Annotated in this window: 17 protein-coding genes; 12 read left to right on the forward strand and 5 right to left on the reverse strand. The window is 69.5% G+C overall.

Going from position 1 to position 17,531, the window contains the following annotated elements:
• Nucleotides 1–177: 177 nt before the first annotated feature.
• From FHR82_RS01635 to FHR82_RS01650, 4 genes are read right to left on the reverse strand one after another with little or no spacing between them, the layout of a single operon-like run.
• The gene (locus FHR82_RS01635; RefSeq protein WP_184808419.1) at nucleotides 178–387 is read right to left on the reverse strand and encodes a DUF5302 domain-containing protein; all 210 of its coding nucleotides are present in this window, start codon (nucleotides 385–387) and stop codon (nucleotides 178–180) included.
• Nucleotides 388–391: 4 nt separating this feature from the next.
• Nucleotides 392–1,987: a long-chain-fatty-acid--CoA ligase gene (locus FHR82_RS01640; RefSeq protein ID WP_184808420.1), complete on the reverse strand. Its 1,596-nt coding sequence runs from the start codon at nucleotides 1,985–1,987 to the stop codon at nucleotides 392–394.
• 12 nt (nucleotides 1,988–1,999) lie between these two features.
• Nucleotides 2,000–3,127: an acyl-CoA dehydrogenase family protein gene (locus FHR82_RS01645; protein ID WP_184808421.1), complete on the reverse strand. Its 1,128-nt coding sequence runs from the start codon at nucleotides 3,125–3,127 to the stop codon at nucleotides 2,000–2,002.
• Between the two features lie 3 nt (nucleotides 3,128–3,130).
• Nucleotides 3,131–4,333: an acyl-CoA dehydrogenase family protein gene (locus FHR82_RS01650; RefSeq protein ID WP_184808422.1), complete on the reverse strand. Its 1,203-nt coding sequence runs from the start codon at nucleotides 4,331–4,333 to the stop codon at nucleotides 3,131–3,133.
• 71 nt (nucleotides 4,334–4,404) lie between these two features.
• Between FHR82_RS01650 and FHR82_RS01655 the strand changes: the two genes are divergently transcribed.
• The 12 genes from FHR82_RS01655 to FHR82_RS01710 all read left to right on the forward strand — a co-directional run bounded on the left by FHR82_RS01655 (nucleotide 4,405) and on the right by FHR82_RS01710 (nucleotide 16,709).
• A complete protein-coding gene (locus FHR82_RS01655) occupies nucleotides 4,405–4,746 on the forward strand; it encodes an alcohol dehydrogenase catalytic domain-containing protein (protein WP_184808423.1) in 342 nt (113 codons plus the stop codon).
• Nucleotides 4,743–5,630 carry a 3-oxoacyl-ACP reductase gene (locus FHR82_RS01660; protein WP_221463374.1) on the forward strand — a complete coding sequence of 296 codons (888 nt, stop codon included), beginning with the start codon at nucleotides 4,743–4,745 and terminating at the stop codon, nucleotides 5,628–5,630. Before FHR82_RS01655 ends, FHR82_RS01660 begins: the two co-directional genes overlap by 4 nt.
• On the forward strand, nucleotides 5,627–7,138 hold the full coding sequence (locus FHR82_RS01665) for an aldehyde dehydrogenase family protein (protein WP_184808425.1): 1,512 nt from the start codon (nucleotides 5,627–5,629) through the stop codon (nucleotides 7,136–7,138). The genes FHR82_RS01660 and FHR82_RS01665 overlap by 4 nt, the downstream gene beginning before the upstream one ends.
• A 1-nt stretch (nucleotide 7,139) precedes the next feature.
• A complete protein-coding gene (locus tag FHR82_RS01670) occupies nucleotides 7,140–7,901 on the forward strand; it encodes a glucose 1-dehydrogenase (RefSeq protein WP_184808426.1) in 762 nt (253 codons plus the stop codon).
• Nucleotides 7,902–7,943: 42 nt separating this feature from the next.
• Nucleotides 7,944–8,735: an MlaE family ABC transporter permease gene (locus FHR82_RS01675; RefSeq protein WP_184808427.1), complete on the forward strand. Its 792-nt coding sequence runs from the start codon at nucleotides 7,944–7,946 to the stop codon at nucleotides 8,733–8,735.
• Nucleotides 8,735–9,592 carry an MlaE family ABC transporter permease gene (locus FHR82_RS01680; RefSeq protein WP_184808428.1) on the forward strand — a complete coding sequence of 286 codons (858 nt, stop codon included), beginning with the start codon at nucleotides 8,735–8,737 and terminating at the stop codon, nucleotides 9,590–9,592. The genes FHR82_RS01675 and FHR82_RS01680 overlap by 1 nt, the downstream gene beginning before the upstream one ends.
• A 121-nt stretch (nucleotides 9,593–9,713) precedes the next feature.
• Nucleotides 9,714–11,030, forward strand: a complete 1,317-nt coding sequence (locus FHR82_RS01685; RefSeq protein WP_184809240.1) for an MCE family protein — start codon at nucleotides 9,714–9,716, stop codon at nucleotides 11,028–11,030.
• Nucleotides 11,027–12,064 carry an MCE family protein gene (locus FHR82_RS01690; protein WP_184808429.1) on the forward strand — a complete coding sequence of 346 codons (1,038 nt, stop codon included), beginning with the start codon at nucleotides 11,027–11,029 and terminating at the stop codon, nucleotides 12,062–12,064. The genes FHR82_RS01685 and FHR82_RS01690 overlap by 4 nt, the downstream gene beginning before the upstream one ends.
• Nucleotides 12,065–12,092: 28 nt before the next feature.
• The gene (locus tag FHR82_RS01695; RefSeq protein ID WP_184808430.1) at nucleotides 12,093–13,118 is read left to right on the forward strand and encodes an MCE family protein; all 1,026 of its coding nucleotides are present in this window, start codon (nucleotides 12,093–12,095) and stop codon (nucleotides 13,116–13,118) included.
• An 11-nt stretch (nucleotides 13,119–13,129) separates the two neighbouring features.
• A complete protein-coding gene (locus tag FHR82_RS01700) occupies nucleotides 13,130–14,326 on the forward strand; it encodes an MCE family protein (protein ID WP_184809241.1) in 1,197 nt (398 codons plus the stop codon).
• A complete protein-coding gene (locus tag FHR82_RS01705; RefSeq protein WP_184808431.1) occupies nucleotides 14,323–15,480 on the forward strand; it encodes an MCE family protein in 1,158 nt (385 codons plus the stop codon). Before FHR82_RS01700 ends, FHR82_RS01705 begins: the two co-directional genes overlap by 4 nt.
• Entirely contained in the window at nucleotides 15,480–16,709 is a 1,230-nt protein-coding gene (locus FHR82_RS01710; RefSeq protein WP_184808432.1) for an MlaD family protein, read from the forward strand. The genes FHR82_RS01705 and FHR82_RS01710 overlap by 1 nt, the downstream gene beginning before the upstream one ends.
• On the opposite strand, the gene FHR82_RS01715 is transcribed toward FHR82_RS01710, so the two are convergent.
• Complete coding sequence (locus tag FHR82_RS01715) at nucleotides 16,710–17,525, reverse strand: hypothetical protein (protein ID WP_184808433.1); 816 nt, start codon at nucleotides 17,523–17,525, stop codon at nucleotides 16,710–16,712.
• Nucleotides 17,526–17,531 lie beyond the last annotated feature (6 nt).

A 17,531-nucleotide genomic window follows, 5' to 3' on the forward strand; every position in this document is an offset into this window, starting at 1 on the left:
ACCGCCCGGAACGCAACCCCCACCCTGTCCCGGGGGCATCCCGCCTTGCCAGTCTACCAGTGGGTACCGACAAAACCAGGCGAACCGAGCCAGCCTGTGGATAACTACCCCTGCTGTGGACAACTCAGGGCACGAAAAGGGGCCGGCACGAAGGCCGGCCCCCATGTGATCGACAGTTCAGCCGCTCTTGCGGCGGAACGTGCGTTTCGCGGCCGCGGGGCCGTGGGCGTTGTCCACCTTGGAGCGGGCGTCCGCGTGTTCCTGGCCCTTGCGGTTCTGCGCCTGCTTGCGCTCCAGTGCCGCGCGGAAAGCGGCCTTCACATCCTCCTGCTCGGGCTCCGCCTCGGCGGACTCGGGAACGGACGTGGATTCCGGTTTGTCAGGCATGACCTCAGGGTCGCACGGACCGGGCACCCCAGTCGAGCCGGATTGGGTCGCTCGACGGGGTCAGCGGTTCGAACTCCAGTTCACGTCCCGGGCGCCACCACACGGTGTCCGGGGTGCGCCAGCGCTGGGCCGACAACGTGCGCTTGAGCACCTTGTAGGTGGCCGTTCTCGGCAGGCGGGCCGTGATGCGGAGGAACCTCGGGACCTGCTTGGGGCCCAGGTCGGTCTGCGCCGCCAGGAACTCCGCGAACTCATCCGGGTCGAACTCGCCGCGTACCACCAGCGCGGCCATCACCTGGTCGCCGGCGTGCGGGTCCGGGACCGCGTACACCGCCGCCTCGGCCACCGACGGGTGGCGCAGCAGGACCCGTTCGATCGGGCCCGCGCCCAGGTTCTCACCATCGACCCGCAGCCACTCCGAGGTGCGGCCCACGAAGAACAGGTAGCCGTCCTCGTCCTGGTAGACCAGGTCGCCGCTCCAGAACCTGCCGTCGCGGACGCGGTCGGCGTCGGCGGACGAGTCCTTGTAGTAGCCCGCGAACTGGCCCGCGCCCGACGTGTTCACCAGCTCGCCCACCTCGCCAGGTGGGCACGGCGCTCCCGACGGGTCCAGCACCGCCAGCGGGGGATCCAGGTGACCCAGTGAGCCCTGCGGCGTGCCCGGCGGGCGCGGCACGACGATGCCGCCCTCGGTCGAGCCGTACGCGTCCACCACCTGGCAGCCGAACCTCGTCGCGAACGCCTCGACGTCGCGTGCGTTGGCCTCGTTGCCGAACATCACCTTCAGCGGGTTGTCCGCGTCGTCCGGCTTCTCCGGGGTGGAAAGCACATAGGAGAGCGGTTTCCCCACGTAGTTCGCGTACGTCACGCCGTAGTCCCGGACGTCTTCCAGGAAGCCCGACGCCGAGAACCGCCGCCGCAGCGCGATGCGCGCGCCCGCCGCCAGGCCCACCGCCCAGCCCGCGATGATCGCGTTCGAGTGGAACATCGGCATCGACACGTACGTGGTGTCACCCTGGCCAAGGCCGTACCGGGCCGCCAGCATCCTGCCAGGACCCGCGATCTTGCCGTGCGTGCAGCGGACCGCCTTCGGCTCGCCGCTGGTGCCGGACGTGAAGATCAGCATCAGCAGGTCGTCCGGGGTGGCGGGTACCGCTTCGAGCGGCGCGTACTGGTGGCGGTACGCGCTGACGTGCCAGGCCGCCGAGTCGACGTCCAGCACGCGGGCGCCGATCTCCAAGCCCTGCAACAGTTCCACGTACCGGCTGTCGGTCAGCACAACCTGACAGTCGGCGAGTTTGATGTCCCTGACCAGCGCTTCGCCGCGCCTGCTGGTGTTCAGGCCGACGACCACCGCGCCCGCGAGCGCGGCGCCGCCGAGCAGGAACGAGAACTCGGGGGTGTTGTCCATCAGCACGCCGACGTGGAACGGACCGGGCCTGCGCAGCGACCGGAGCAACGCCGCGCGGTCGGCGCACTCCCGCAGGTGCTCGGCCCAGGTCCACTGCCGGCCCTCGAACACGAGTCCGGGGTCCGCATCTTCCGCGCGGGCGAGCAGCAGCTCGGTGACGGTGGGGACCTGATCCCCCTGCGCGGTCATGCGAAAACCTCCTCAGGCCGGCTCCGCGGCCAGTGCTGTACCGATGCGGCGCAGGTGCGTGGTGGCGCCGCCAAGAGTGAACTCGATGCGTTTCGTGGCCACAAAATATCGATGCAACGGGTAGTCCACGTCAATACCCACTCCGCCGTGAATGTGTACCGCGGCATGGGCTATGCGGTGACCACCATCGGCGGCCCAGAACTTCGCGGTCGCGATCTCATTGTGGGCAGCCAGATTTTTGGACAGTCGCCAAGCGGCCTGCCACAGGGTGAGCCGAATCGCCTCGACGTCGATGTAACAGTCGGCGAGGCGTTGTCCCACTGCCTGAAATGTCGCAATCGGTCGGTCAAATTGCACTCTGCCAGTTGCATACTTCGCCGTCATCTGCAGACTCTCGGCCGAAACTCCTGCTTGGAGCGCGCAGAGGCCGACCGTGCCACGGCTGGTGAGCCAGTCGACGACCGCCGAGCCGCCGCCGGGCTCGCCCAGCACGCGGTCGTCGCCGAGAACGACGTCGTCGAGTTCCAGCAATCCTTCGACATCGCCGTCGACGATCTCCTGGCGCCGTACGGTCACACCCGAATCCGTTGGAGTGATAAGGAACACAGTCAGTCCGAGCGCGGTTTCCGCGGGCACCAGAAACAGATTCGCCACAGGTCCGGCTTGCATCGCGACTTTTGAACCGTGCACATGCCATTGTGCAGATGCACTTGCACGCTCGGCGGTTGTCGCGGGCCGCGCCGGATCGACATCGACCTCTTCGGACAGTGCCGCCGTGAGCACCAGCGCCCCGGCCGCGGCCGGGGCGGCCCACGCCGCCCGCTGCGCGTCGGTGCCGAACTCCGCGATCGCCGACGCGGCCTGCACGATCGAGCACAGGTACGGCACCGGCGCGACCGCGCGGCCCAGTTCCACGAGCACCGCGCACTGCTCGAGGAGTCCCAGCCCGCTGCCGCCGACGGACTCCGGCAGCGCCGCGGACAGCACGCCCGCCTTCGCCAGGTCCGTCCACAGTGCACGGTCGAACCGGTCGCCCGTCGCCTCGACCTCGGCGAGCCTGACGGGTGTCAGGTGGTCGGCCACGATCGTCCTGGCCAGTTCCGCCAGGTCGGTGCACTCGTCACTGAAGGAGAAATCCACAGCTCACCTCTTCGCCACGGGCAGGCCGAGACCGACCGCTGCCACGATGTCCCGTTGCACCTCGTTGGTCCCGCCGCCGAACGTCAGGATCAGCGACGCCCGCTGCATGCGTTCGATCCGGCCGCGCAGCAGTGCGCCCGGGGAGCCCGCCCGCACGTTCGCCTGCGGCCCGAGCACCTCCATGAGCAGCCGGTACGCCTCGGTCGCGAACTCGGTGCCGAACACCTTGGTCGCGGACGCGTCGGCGGGGTTGAGCCCCTTGCCCGTGTCGTCGTCCGCGCCCCACGCGATCTTCCAGTTCACCAGCTTCAGGAACTCGGCCTTCGCGTGCACCCGGGCCAGGTGGAGCTGCACCCACTCCTGGTCGATCACCCGCCGCCCGTCGGGGAGTTTCGTCGCCTGCGCCCACTCGCGCACCTCACGCAGGGCCTCGCGGACCGGCGCCGACGACGTCAGCGCGACGCGTTCGTGGTTGAGCTGGTTGGTGATCAGCGGCCAGCCGCGGTTCACCTGACCGACCAGCGCGTCGGCGGGCACCCGCACGTCCTGGTAGTACGTCGCGCTCGTGGTCGGCCCGGACATCGTGCGGACCGGCGTCCACGAGAAACCGTCGGCGTCCGTCGGCACGATCAGGATCGACAGGCCCTTGTGCTTCGGCGCGTCCGGGTCGGTGCGGCACGCGAGCCACACGTAGTCGGCGTAGGAGATCAGCGAGGTCCACATCTTCTGCCCGTTGACCACCCAGTCCGCGTCGTCACCGGAGCCGTCGCGGACAGCCCTGGTCCGCAGCGACGCGAGGTCCGTCCCGGCCTCCGGTTCGGAGTAGCCGATCGCGAAGTGCAGCTCGCCGGAGGCGATTCGCGGCAGGTAGAACCGCTTCTGTTCTTCGGTCCCGAACCGCATGATCGTCGGGCCGACCGTGTTGATCGTCAGGAACGGCACGGGTGCCCCGGCGACGGCCGCCTCGTCGGTGAAGACGAGCTGGTCGATCATGGGCCGGGCCTGTCCGCCGTACTCCTCCGGCCAGCCCAGCGCGAGCCAGCCGTCGGCCCCCATCTGCCGCACGATCTCCTTGTACACCTCACCGTCGCCGTAGTCGCCGCCCGCGGCGAGCGCCTCCCGCCGCTCGGGCGTCATCAGCGTGGCGAAGTACGCCCGCAGTTCGCGCCGCAGTGCTTCCTGCGCCGGCGTGTACGCGATGTGCATCCGCCCTCCCTGAACACTAGAACACGTTCTAAGAATGTACTAGAGTCCTGGCCAAACGAGGAGGTCCGGCGATGAAGGCGGCGGTACTCAACCAGATCGGGGACGCCGAACTCGAGCTGCGCGACGACGTGACGACCACCGCCGTCGGCCCCGAGGAGGTCCGGATCCGGGTGCGTGCCACCGGCGTGTGCCACAGCGACATCTCCGCCATGGACGGCACGCTGCCGGCACTCGCGCCGGGCGTCCTCGGGCACGAGGGCGCTGGCGAGGTCGTCGAGACCGGCGGCAACCCGGCCTTCGGCTACGGGAAGCTCGACCTCGACGGCATGATCACCACGCGGATCACGCTCGACGAGGTCAACGACGCCCTGCGGGACGGCGCGAACGTCATCCGACAGATGGTCGTCTGCTGATGCTCGCCGGGAAGGTCGCGATCGTCACCGGCGCTGGTGCCGGGCTGGGGCGGGCCGAAGCGCTCGCGCTCGCCCGCGCGGGCGCCGACCTCGTGGTCAACGACGTCGACGAGGTCTCCGGCGCGGACCTGGTCGACGAGATCGAGTCGTTGGGTGCCAAGGCGGTGCTCGTGCGCGGCGACGTGTCCGACTCGGACACCGCGAAGGCGCTGACCACGACCGCCATCGACCGGTTCGGCGGGCTGCACGTCGTCGTGAACAACGCGGGTGTGCTGCGCGACCGGATGCTGTTCAACATGACCGACGACGAGTGGGACCTCGTCGTCCGCGTGCACCTGCGCGGCCACTTCCTCCTGTCCCGCAACGCGGCCGCCTACTGGCGGGGGCACGCCAAGGCCAACGGCGGCACCACGTACGGGCGCGTGGTGAACACCGCGTCGGAGGCGTTCCTGTTCGGCTCGGAAGGTCAGCCGAACTACGCCGCGGCCAAGGCGGGGATCACCTCGCTCACCCTCGCCACCGCGCGCGGGCTCGCCAGGTACGGCGTGCGGGCCAACGCGATCTGCCCGCGCGCCAGGACCGCCATGACCGCGGCGGCCTTCGGGGCCGCTCCGGCCGGTGTGGATCCCCTGTCCCCGGACCACGTCGCGCCGCTCGTCGCCTACCTCGCCTCGCCCGCCGCCGACAAGATCAGCGGACAGGTGTTCGTCGTGTACGGCGGCATGGTGGCGCTGCTCGCGCCGCCGACCGTCGAAGCGCGGTTCGACCATCCACAGTGGACTCCGGAGGCGCTGGACACCGCGGTGGGGGCGTACTTCGCCGACCGCGACCCCGGGAAGACGTTCGCCGCGATGGACCTGATGTCGCTCGAGGAGGGGCAATGACGCTCAGTCTGCTCGCCCGCCGGGACGAAGTGGGGCTCACGGACGGCATGCTGCTGATCGACGGGAAGTGGCGCGGTGCCACGTCCGGCGAGACGTGGACGCACCTCCACCCCGCGACCGGCGAGGCCATCGGCGACATCGCGGTCGCCGGACCGTCCGATGTGGATGAGGCGGTCCAGGCCGCGCGCCGCGCGTTCGACGACGGCCGCTGGTCGAACACCCGCGCCGGGGTACGCGTCAAGGCACTGCACCGGTACGGGGACCTCCTGCGCGACCACGCCGACGAGCTGCGTGGCCTGCAGGCACTCGACAACGGCGTGCCGCTGTCGTTCGGGCCGGTGTACGCGACCTCGGTCGGTGCCGCCGCGGACGCGTTCGACCACCACGCGGGCTGGATCGACAAGCTCGGCGGCCAGACGCTCACCCCGTACCAGGGCGGCGACCACCTCGCGATGACCTTCCGCGAGCCGATCGGTGTGGTCGCGGCGATCCTGCCGTGGAACGGGCCGTTCCTGCTGTACGCGCAGAAGCTCGCGCCCGCGCTCGCCGCCGGGTGCACGGTGGTGCTGAAGCCGTCCGAGTACGCCACGTTCTGCGTGCTGCGCATGGTCGAGCTTCTCGCCGAGGCGGGTATCCCGGACGGTGTGGTCAACGTCGTGACCGGACCGGGTGACCCGACCGGCGAGGCGCTGATGACCCACCCGCTCGTCGACAAGGTCAGCTTCACCGGCAGCCGCGGCGTCGGCAAACGGATCGTCGCCGCGTCGGCCGACACGCTCAAGCGGGTCTCGCTCGAACTGGGCGGCAAGAGCCCGACGCTGGTGTTCCCGGACGCACCGGACATCGGCCTCGCCGCGATGACCACCATGGGCACCGTCACCATGGGACTGTCCGGGCAGGCCTGCGTCGCGCACACCCGCGCCTTGGTGCACCGGGACGTCTACGACCAGTTCCTCGGCGCCGCCGAGATGATGGCGGGCGCGATCACCTACGGCGACCCGTTCGAGGCGTCCACACTGGCGAGCCCGCTCATCAACACCAAGCAGCTCGACCACGTCATGGGCCTCATCGCCCGAGGCAAGGAACAGGGCGCGCGGGTCGTGTGCGGCGGCGAGCGCGTCGAGGGCGACCTCGCGGCGGGCAACTTCGTGCGGCCGACGATCTTCGCCGACGTGGACAACACCATGGACATCGCCCGCCAGGAGGTCTTCGGGCCGGTCCTCGCGGTGATCCCGTTCGAGCACGAGGACGAGGCCGTCGCGATCGCCAACGACACCGAGTACGGTCTCGGCGCCGGTCTGTACACGGCGGACGCACGCCGGGCCTTCCGGCTCGCGCGGCGCCTGCGGGCGGGCACGGTCGGCATCAACGGGTTCCAGGTCGAGCCGCACCTGCCGTTCGGCGGCTTCAAGCAGTCCGGGCTCGGGCGTGAGGGCGGGCAGAGCGCGTTCGAGGCCTACACGGAACTCAAGACGGTCCTGATGCCACTCACTGAGGAGTTGATGTGACATGGGTCGGCTGACCGGGAAGGTCGCGCTGATCACCGGCGCCGCCGGTGGACAGGGCGCGGCCGCCGCGCGGCGGTTCACGGAAGAGGACGCGCGGGTCGTCGTCACGGACGTCAACGACGAGGCGGGCAAGGAGTTCGCCGCCGAGATCGGCGCGCACTACGTGCACCTGGACGTGTCGCGGGAGGACGAGTGGACGGCCGCGGTCGCCGAGGCGGTCGAGGTGTACGGACCACCGAACGTGCTGGTCAACAACGCGGGCATCCTGCACTTCGCACTGCTCACCGAGACCGCGCTCGACGACTACATGCGAGTGATCCAGGTGAACCAGGTCGGCACGTTCCTCGGCATGCGCACCGTCGCGCCGCTGATGGTCGACGGCGGTGGCGGCTCCATCGTCAACGTGTCCTCTGTGGAGGGACTGGCGGCGACACCGGCGCTGACCGCGTACACCGCCAGCAAGTTCGCGGTACGCGGCATGACGAAGGTGGCGGCGCTGGAACTGGCGCGCAAAGGGGTGCGGGTGAACTCCATCCACCCCGGCGCGATCGAAACGGGCCTGTTGCCCACCGCGCTCGGCGGGCAGCCCGTCGACCTGACCTATGTTGGCAAACGGGTGCCGCTGAAAAGGGTGGGCCAGCCACCCGAGATCGCGGAGCTGGTGCTGTTCCTGGCCAGCGATGAGAGCTCCTATTGCACGGGCGCCGAGTTCGTGGCGGACGGGGGTGTGACCGCGGCCCATTCTTTGTCGAGTTTCGGGTAACCGCAACGGATCGCGGTCGTTGTACCTCACGGGTGATGGCACATGAGCAATGAAGCTGGCGTGCGTCCCCCGCCTGTGCGTGCGCTCGCCCAGGTGGGGCGCATGTCGACGCTCGCCTGGGAGGTCGTCAGGTACACGCCCCGGCGGCCGTTCCAGTGGCGTGAGCTGATCCAGCAGTGCTGGTTCTTCGCGAGCGTCACGATCCTGCCGACGGCACTCGTGTCGATCCCGTTCGGTGCGGTCATCGCGTTGCAGCTCGGGTCGCTGACACAGCAGATCGGCGCGCAGTCGTTCACCGGCGCGGCCAGCGCGCTCGCGATCGTGCAACAGGCGTCGCCGTTGATCACCGCGCTGCTGGTGGCGGGTGCGGGTGGGTCGGCCATGTGCGCGGACATCGGGTCGCGGACGATCCGTGAGGAGATCGACGCGCTCGAAGTCCTTGGCGTGTCACCGGTGCAGCGGCTCATCGTGCCGCGCGTGCTCAGCATGACGATCGTCGCGGTGCTGCTCAACGGGCTCGTCAGCGTGGTCGGGGTCGCGGGTGGCTACTTCTTCAACGTGGTCATGCAGGGTGGTACACCGGGCGCGTACCTGGCGTCGTTCAACGCGCTCGCGCAGCTGCCGGACCTGTGGATCAGCGAGATCAAGGCCGTGCTGTACGGGTTCGTCGCCGGCATCGTGGCGGCCTACCGCGGGCTCAACCCGGGGCGCGGGCCGAAGGGTGTCGGCGACGCGGTGAACCAGACGGTCGTGATCACCTTCCTGCTCCTGTTCCTCATCAACGTGGTCCTGACGGGCATCTACCTGCAGATCGTTCCGCCGAAGGGCATGTAATGGCCACAGTGGACATTCCGCCGAAGGTGCCGCGACGGCTGGTCGTCGTCGCCACCCAGCCCGCGGACGGGCTCGCCACACTGGGCCGGCAGCTCGCGTTCTACGTGCGTGTCCTCGCGTGGGTGCCGCGCACGCTCGCCCACTACCCGCGCGAGATCCTGCGTCTGCTGTCGGACGTGTTCTTCGGCTCCGGCGCGCTCGCGGTCATCGGCGGCACGCTCGGCGTGATGATCGGCATGACCGTGTTCACCGGGCTCATCGTGGGCCTGCAGGGGTACTCGGCGCTCAACCAGCTCGGCACGTCCGCGCTCACCGGGTTCATCGCCGCGTACTTCGACACCCGCGAGGTCGCGCCGCTGGCGGCCGGGCTCGCGCTGTCGGCCACCGTGGGCTGCGGGTTCACCGCGCAGCTCGGCGCGATGCGGATCTCCGAGGAGATCGACGCGCTCGAGGTCATGGCGGTGCCGTCGCTGCCCTACCTCGTGACCACGCGGGTGATCGCCGCGGTCACGGCCGTGATTCCCCTGTACCTGGTGGGTCTGCTGTCGTCGTACGTGGCGTCGCGGCAGGTGACGGTGTGGTTCTACGGGCAGTCCGCGGGCACGTACGACCACTACTTCTACCTCTTCCTACCGCCGGAGGACGTGCTGTGGTCGTTCCTCAAGGTGATCGTGTTCAGCATCGTCGTGATCCTCGTGCACTGCTACTACGGCTACACCGCGTCCGGCGGCCCGGCCGGAGTCGGAGTGGCAGTGGGTAGGGCGGTGCGCGCGGCGATCGTGGTGCAGATGCTCCTCGACTTCTTCCTGTCGCTCGCCATCTGGGGCGCTACCACGACAGTGCGGTTGGCAGGGTGAGCGGAGCTTGCGGAGCGAAAAGACGATGATGAGCGGAGCTTGCGGAGCGAAAAGACGATGGTGAGCGGAGCTTGCGGAGCGAAAAGACGATGGTGAGCGGAGCTTGCGGAGCGAAGAGACGATGATGAGCGAACGACGCCGATACCAGATCTACGGGCTGATCTTCCTGGTGATCGCCGGGATGTTCGTCGTGCTGTCCGTCGCCTTCTACCGCAAGACGTTCACGCCGGTCGTGCCGGTGACCCTGGAGACCGACCACGTCGGCAACCAGCTCCGCACCGGCGCGGACGTCAAACTGCGCGGGGTGATCGTCGGCGAGGTGCGGACCATCCGGGCCCACGGCGACCACGCGGTCCTCGACCTCGCGCTGGACCCGGACCACGTCGGTGACATCCCGGGCAACGTGTCCGCACGGCTGCTGCCGAAGACGTTGTTCGGTGAACGGTACGTCGCGCTGCAGACGCCAGGGGCGCCGAACGGGACGCTGCGGGAGGGTGCGGTCATCGGGCAGGACCGCACCAGCTCGGCCATCGAGATCGAGCAGGTGCTCGACAACCTCATGCCGGTACTGCGGGCCTTGCAACCCGAGAAGCTCGCGTCCACCCTGAACGCGATGTCGACCGCGCTCGACGGGCGCGGCAAGCAGTTCGGGGACACGCTCGTCCAGCTCGGGCAGTACCTGGGGGAGATCACGCCGTCGCTGCCGGACCTGCGGGCGAACATCCAGCGGCTCGCGACGGTCGCGGACACGTACGCGCAGGCCGGGCCGGAGCTGCTGACCGCGTTGCGGGACCTGACCGTCACCACGCAGACGGTCGTCGAACAACGCGGCCAGCTGGCGAACCTGTACAGCACGCTGACGAACGCGTCGATCGACCTCACCGGTTTCCTGGCCGCCAACAAGGACAACATCATCAACCTGGCGAGCGAGTCGGAGTCCACCCTGGCGGTGCTGGCGAAGTACGCACCCGAGTACCCGTGCCTGCTCAAGCAGCTGGTCGACGCGATCCCGTCGGCCGACAAGGCGTTCGGCAAGGGCACCGACACCCCGAACGTCACCCGCGTGACCATCGAGATCACGTCCAGCCGCGGCAAGTACGAGCCGGGGGTGGACACCCCGCGGTACGACGACAAGCGTGGTCCCGCGTGTTATCCGGTCGCGAAGCCACCGGCCAGGTTCCCGCAGTACCCGGAGGGCGGGCCGCTCGACGACGGGTCGTCGAAACCGCCGCCACCGAACTCGGACCGGCCGGAGGACTTCCCGAACACGCTGCCGCAGAACGCCTCGGACGCCCAGGTCGCGAACACGCCCCCTGAGCGGGAACTCATCGCGGCACTCATCGCGCCGGGGCTCGGGGTGTCTCCGGCGGACGTGCCGGAGTGGTCGTCACTGCTGCTCGGTCCGCTGTTCCGAGGGGCGGAGGTGACGGTCGAATGAGGCACTTCGCCGGTCCCCTGATCAAGATGACCGTGTTCGCGGTCGTCACCGTGACCCTGACCGCGTTGCTGGGGTTGACGATCGCCAACACCACGCTCGGCGACACCTCGGGTTACGTCGCCAGGTTCACCGACGCCACCGGGCTCAACGAGGGCGACGACATCCGCATGTCCGGTGTCCGGATAGGACAGATCACCGACATCTCGGTGGTCGACGACAGGTGGGCGGACGTCCGGTTCGACGTGGAGGCGTCGCGGCGGCTGCCGAAGTCGGTGACCGCGACCATCAAGTACCGCAACCTGATCGGCCAGCGGTACATCGCACTCGCGATCGGCTCCGGCGACACCAACGCGGTGCTGCGGCCCGGCGACCTGATCCCGCTCGACCGCACCCAGCCCGCGCTGAACCTGACGCAGCTGTTCAACGGCTTCCAGCCACTGTTCCAGGCGCTGCAACCCGACCAGGTCAACAAGCTCGCCGGTGAGCTGATCCAGGTGCTGCAGGGCGAAGGCGGCACGATCGACAGCGTGCTGGCGCACACCGCGTCGCTCGCGAGCACGGTCGCGAGCAAGGACAAGGTGATCGGACAGGTCATCGACAACCTCAACACCGTGCTGACCACGGTCAACGAACGCACGACCGAGGTGTCCGGCCTCATCGACCAGCTGCAGCAGCTCGCCTCCGGGCTCGCCGCGCAACGGCAGCCGATCGGTGACGCGATCAGCGCGCTCGGCGACCTGACCCAGTCGACGGCCGGGCTGCTGTCGTCGGCACGGCCGCCGATCAAGGAGGACATCGCCGCGCTCGGCAGGCTCGCGGGGAACCTCGCCGACCACGGCGACACGGTCGACAAGTTCCTCGCCGGCCTGCCGCACAAGGTCCAGACGATCAGCCGGGTGTCGAGCTACGGCGGTTGGTACAACTACTACCTCTGCAGCATGTCGGGCCGGGTCGGGGTGTCGGACCTCGGCATCTCCGTCGACCTGCCGCTGCTGCCCGTGCCAGGAACGCCTCCCGCTGAGAGGTGCCAATGAGCGGAGCTTGCGGAGCGAGGAAGAACCCGTGAAGTCACTGAAAGAGCGGGACCAGGCGGCCGTCGGCACGGTGACGATCGTGCTGCTGGTGCTCGGCCTGCTCGTCGCGTTCAACTCCGACGACCTGCCGATCATCGGCGGCGGTACCACCTACACCGCCGAGTTCCGCGAGTCCGCCGGGCTGCGGCCGGGCAACGAGGTGCGGCTCGCCGGGGTCAAGGTGGGCGAGGTGCGGTCGGTCGAGCTGGCCCGCAACAAGGTGGTCGTGGACTTCCGCGTCGACGACGTGAGCCTCGGTGACCGCAGCACGGTGTCCATCCAGATCAAGACGTTGCTGGGGGACAAGTTCCTGGGCATCACCTCGTCCGGAAAGACCCCGCAGAGCGCCAACGACCCGATCCCGGTCAGTCGCACGCAGACGCCGTTCGACATCGTGCCCGCGGTCGGGAAGCTGTCGCAGACCGTCGACCAGATCGACACGAAACAGCTCGCGCAGAGCTTCCAGACCATCTCCGACACGTTCGCGAACAGCCCTCGGCACATGAAGGACACGCTGACCGGCCTGTCCCAGCTGTCGGCCACACTGTCCACACGGGACGAGCAGCTGAAGACGCTCCTCGCGAACACCGCCGGGTTCTCCAAGACCGTCGCCGACCGCGACGAACAGCTTCAGCAGCTGTTCACCGACGCGTCACTGCTGCTCGGCGAGCTGCAGCTGCGCCGAGACGCCGTGCACCTGCTCCTGACCGGCACCACCACCCTGTCCGGTGAGCTGCGCGGGCTGGTCGCCGACAACCAGGCGCAGCTCAAACCCGCGCTCGACGAGCTGGACCGCGTCACCACGATCCTCGCGAAGAACCAGGCGAACCTGTCGGAGAGCCTGCGTTCGCTCGCGCCGTACGTGCGGACCTTCAACAACGTCGTCGGCAACGGCCGCTGGTTCGAGGGGTACATCTGCGGGTTGCTGCCGCCCCCGACCGACCTCGGCGTCCTCACCATCAACCCCGAGGGCTGCACGCCGCCGCTCGCCTACACCGAGGGGGGTGGGCGGTGAACGCGCGGGCGATGCTGGGCGAGAGCCGCGCGAGCCGCCGCGCCGCGCTCGTCGTGATCTACGCGCTGGCGTTGATGCTGCTGATCAGCGCGGCGCTGTGGTGGATCACGATGGAACGGCCCGGCACCAGGATCACGGCGTACTTCTCGAAGGCCGTCGGGGTCTACCCGGACTCCGAGGTGAAGGTGCTCGGGATCGGCGTCGGGCGCATCACGTCGGTGACCCCGCAGGGCGACCGGGTGCGGGTCGAGATGTCCGTGGCCGACGGCATCGAGATCCCCGCGACCGCGCAGGCGGTCGTGGTCGCGCCCTCACTGGTCAGCGACCGGTACGTGCAGCTGACCCCGGCGTACGAGTCGGGCCCGCTGATGGCCGACGGCACGGTCATCCCGCTGGAACGCACCGCGACACCGGTCGAGCTGGACGACCTGACCGCGAGCGTCAACGACCTCACGACCGCGCTGGGACCCAATGGTGCCAACTCCGACGGTGCGCTGTCGGACGTGCTCGACACCGCCGCCGCGAACCTGTCGGGCAACGGCGAGCTGTTCAACCAGACCATCCAGCAGCTCTCCGCCGCCTCGGCCGCGCTGGCGGACTCGAGCGGCGACCTGTTCACCACCGTCGACAACCTCGCCACGTTCACCGAGGCGCTCGCCGAGAGCGATGCGCAGGTCAGGTCGTTCAACGACAAGCTCGCCGACGTGAGCGGCTACCTCGCCGAGGACCGCGACGAGCTGGGCACCGCCCTCACCTCGCTCGGCACCGCGCTCACCGACGTGCACGGGTTCATCGCCGACAACAAGGACGCCATCAGCTCCAATGTGGGCAAGCTGACCGGCGTGACGCAGGCCTTGGTCGACCAGCGGGCCGCGGTCGCGGAGATCCTGGACGTGGCGCCGCTCGCCATGTCGAACTTCCTCAACACCTACGACGCGGCGTCCGCGTCGTTCGCGATCCGCGGCAACCTGAACGAGCTGACCTACCCGCCGGTGCTGATGCTGTGCCGCACGCTGCGAGCCGGCACCCCGGCGGAGCTGCCGAAGACGATCAGCGACATCTGCACGCAGCTCGCCCCGTACATCGACGGCACGCTCGGCCTGCCCTCCCTGGCGGAGGTGCTCGGCGCGTTGTCGGCGGGCGAGCTGCCGCCGTTGCCGATCCCGATCCTCGACCTGTCCACCGCGGCCACGGGCGGTGGCCGATGAGAAAATTGTCGCTGTGCCTGGTTTTCCTGCTCGCGGGCTGTGCCACGGGCGGGTTCTCCGGCATGTACCAGCTGCCGCTGCCCGGCGGTGCGGACCTCGGTGAGCACCCGTACCGGGTCGTCGCGCAGTTCGGTGACGTGCTCGACCTCGTGCCGCAGGCCGGGGTGAAGGTGCACGACGTCGCGGTCGGCCGGGTCGACAGGATCGAGCTGGCCGAGGACAACAGGACCGCCGTGGTGACGATGCTCGTCAACGGTGACGTGCACCTGCCTGCCAACGCGGCCGCCGAGCTGCGGCAGTCGTCGCTGCTGGGCGAGAAGTTCGTGGAGCTGCGCGCCCCGGACAGTCCGGAAGGGACACTCCGCGACGGCGCGGTGATCCCGATCGACCACACCAACCGGAACCCGGAGATCGAAGAGGTCCTCGGCGCGTTGTCGTTGCTGCTCAACGGCGGCGGCATCAGCCAGCTCTCGACGATCGTGGACGAGGTGAACCAGGCGCTCGACGGCAACGAGCCGGAGCTGCGCGCCACGCTCGCCAACATCGACAGCGTCGTGACGGTCCTGGACAGCGAGAAGAACAACATCACGAAGGCCATCGACGCGCTCGGCCGCCTGTCGGGCAGGCTCGCCGCGCAGACCGACGACATCAAGGTCGCGCTCGACCGGCTCGGCCCGGGGCTCGCGGTCGTCAACGAGCAGCGGGACGCGCTCGTCACGATGCTGGGCGCGCTGGAGAACCTGTCGACCGTCGCCGTCGACACCGTCGAGCGCAGCCGCGACGACCTCGTCGACGACCTGAAGCTCCTCGCCCCCACGCTGAACAAGCTCGCGGAGGCAGGCTCGGACCTGCCGAACTCGTTGCAGTTCCTCGTGACCTACCCGTTCACCGATTACTTCCTCAACGCCGTCAAGGGCGACTACGTCAACGTGGACGTCAAGTTCGACCTGGACCTGTCGGTGCTGCTGGAGAACCTGGAGAACGCGAGCACGCCGATCATCCCGATCCCCGGCCTGTCGCCGGCTCCCGGGCCGGCGCCGTCGCAGTCCCAGGAGCCGCTGCTGCCGGTGCCGACGCTGCCGCAGGTCCCGCAGGGCGACGTACCCGGCGGGCTGACCGGGCTGCTCGGCTCGCTGCTGGGGGTGGGGCGCTGATGTTGTTGCGTGGCACCAAGGTCCGGCTGTTCCTGTTCGCGATGATCGCGGTCGTCGGCATCGTGTACGTCGGCGGCACCTACGCGGGCCTGGACCGGTTGTTCGGTACGCGCGGCTACCGGGTCGTCGTGCAGCTCGCGGACTCGGGCGGGATCTTCGCCAACGCCGAGGTGACCTACCGCGGTGTGACCGTCGGCCGGGTCGAGCGGCTGCGGCTGTCCGACGACGGGGTGGACGTGCTCCTCGACATCGAGGACGACGCGCCGCCCATCCCGGCTGACACGCGTGCGGTGGTGGCGAACCGGTCCGCGGTCGGCGAGCAGTACGTCGACCTGCGACCCGAACACGACCGCGGCCCGTACCTCGCGGAGGGCTCGGTCGTGCCCCGCGACCGCACGTCGACCCCGTCGAGCCCGGAGACCCTGCTGTCCAACCTGGACACGTTCGTCGACAGCGTGCCGCAGGACTCGTTGCGCACCACGGTCGACGAGCTGTACCTCGCCTTCCAGAACGCGGGCCCGGCGCTGCAGGTGCTGCTCGACAGCGCGGGCACGCTGACCGACGCCGCGACCGAGCACCTGCCGCAGACCACGTCGCTGTTGTCCAACGGCCGCGTCGTGCTGGAGACGCAGGCGGAGCAGACGCGGCAGATCCTGGACTACAGCGGCAACCTGCGGCTCATCGCCGAACAGCTGAAGACGTCGAACCCGGACCTGCGCAAGCTGATCGCGGCGGCGCCGGTGGTCGCGGTGCAGGTCAACGACCTCCTCCGCGACTCCGGCCAGGACCTCGGCGTGATCATCGCGAACCTGCTGACCACCATGCAGGTCACGAGCACCCGCACCGACGGGCTGGAGCAGTTGCTGGTGGCGTTCCCGATGATCACGGCGACCGCGCCGGGTGCGAACCCGGACGGCACCGGGCACCTCGGTCTCGTGCTGACGTTCAACGACCCGATGTCGTGCACCCGCGGCTACGAGGGCACGAAACAGCGGCCGGGCAACGACGTCACCCCCGCGCCACCGAACGACCAGGCGTACTGCGCGGAGCCGCCGGGCAGCCCGATCGGGGTGCGTGGCTCGCAGAACGCCCCGTTCGGCGGGAAACCCGTCGAGGTCCCGGCCCCGGCGGTGGCGCCGCGGACCTCGGTGCCGGGTCTGCCTGGCGCGTTGTCGTTCCCGGGCGGCGACCCGACGACGCTGGGTGGGTTGCTGGCGCTGCCGCGCTGATCAGGCCTCGACGGAGTGGTCCACCGGCGTGCGGTCGGCGGTGAACTGGACCGCCAGCCAGTAGCCGTCCATGACCAGGACATCGCTCGTGCCCTCGTAGTGGATCTCGAAGTCACCCGGCGAGAGGATCACCAGGCTGGTCGGCGCCATCACCTCGAGGAACGCCGCCTTGTCACCCTCGGGATCCGTCGTCCAGAGGAACTCGGCGCCCACACGGCCGATGTCCGCCAGGTCCGCCAGCAGCTCGCGGGCGTGGGAGAGCTGCCGCGTGACCTTCCCCGGCCCCGCGCACTCGAAGTCGAGCCACACCTCGCCGTCCCCGATCGCCACCATCGCCTCGCCCGCCGCGACGACGTCGGCCGGCTCGCGCAGCGCCGCGTCGCACGTGGGCGACTCCCGCGGCGGGGCGAACCGTTGTGGCGGGCGGAGGTGCGTCTCCAGGAAGAGCTGGTCGAGCTGCTCGGCGTACCGCGGGTTGACGTCCTCGTCGAGGAGTCTCGGTTCGACGGCGAACTGGTCCGGCGTGCCGTGCACCGTCCGCCCGTCCGCCGACGTGAGCACGAACTCCGCACCGTCCCGGCGGATCCCGGTCACGGGGAACGAGCGGGGCACGTGGATCGTGCTGATCGCGTTGCCGACCCCGTCGCTGCCGACGATGGCGACCGTGCCCGTCTGCTTCCCGTCGGCGGTGGGCCGCACCACGAGCACGCTCGACAGGTCCGGGGCGACGTCGATCATCGCGTCCGGTCCCGCCACGGTCCGCAACTCGGAGTCATCGCCTTCGATGGCCGCCATGAACGGCCCCAGCCTGCGCACCGGAGG

This window comes from Actinophytocola algeriensis (genome assembly GCF_014203735.1).
GTDB lineage: Bacteria > Actinomycetota > Actinomycetes > Mycobacteriales > Pseudonocardiaceae > Actinophytocola > Actinophytocola algeriensis.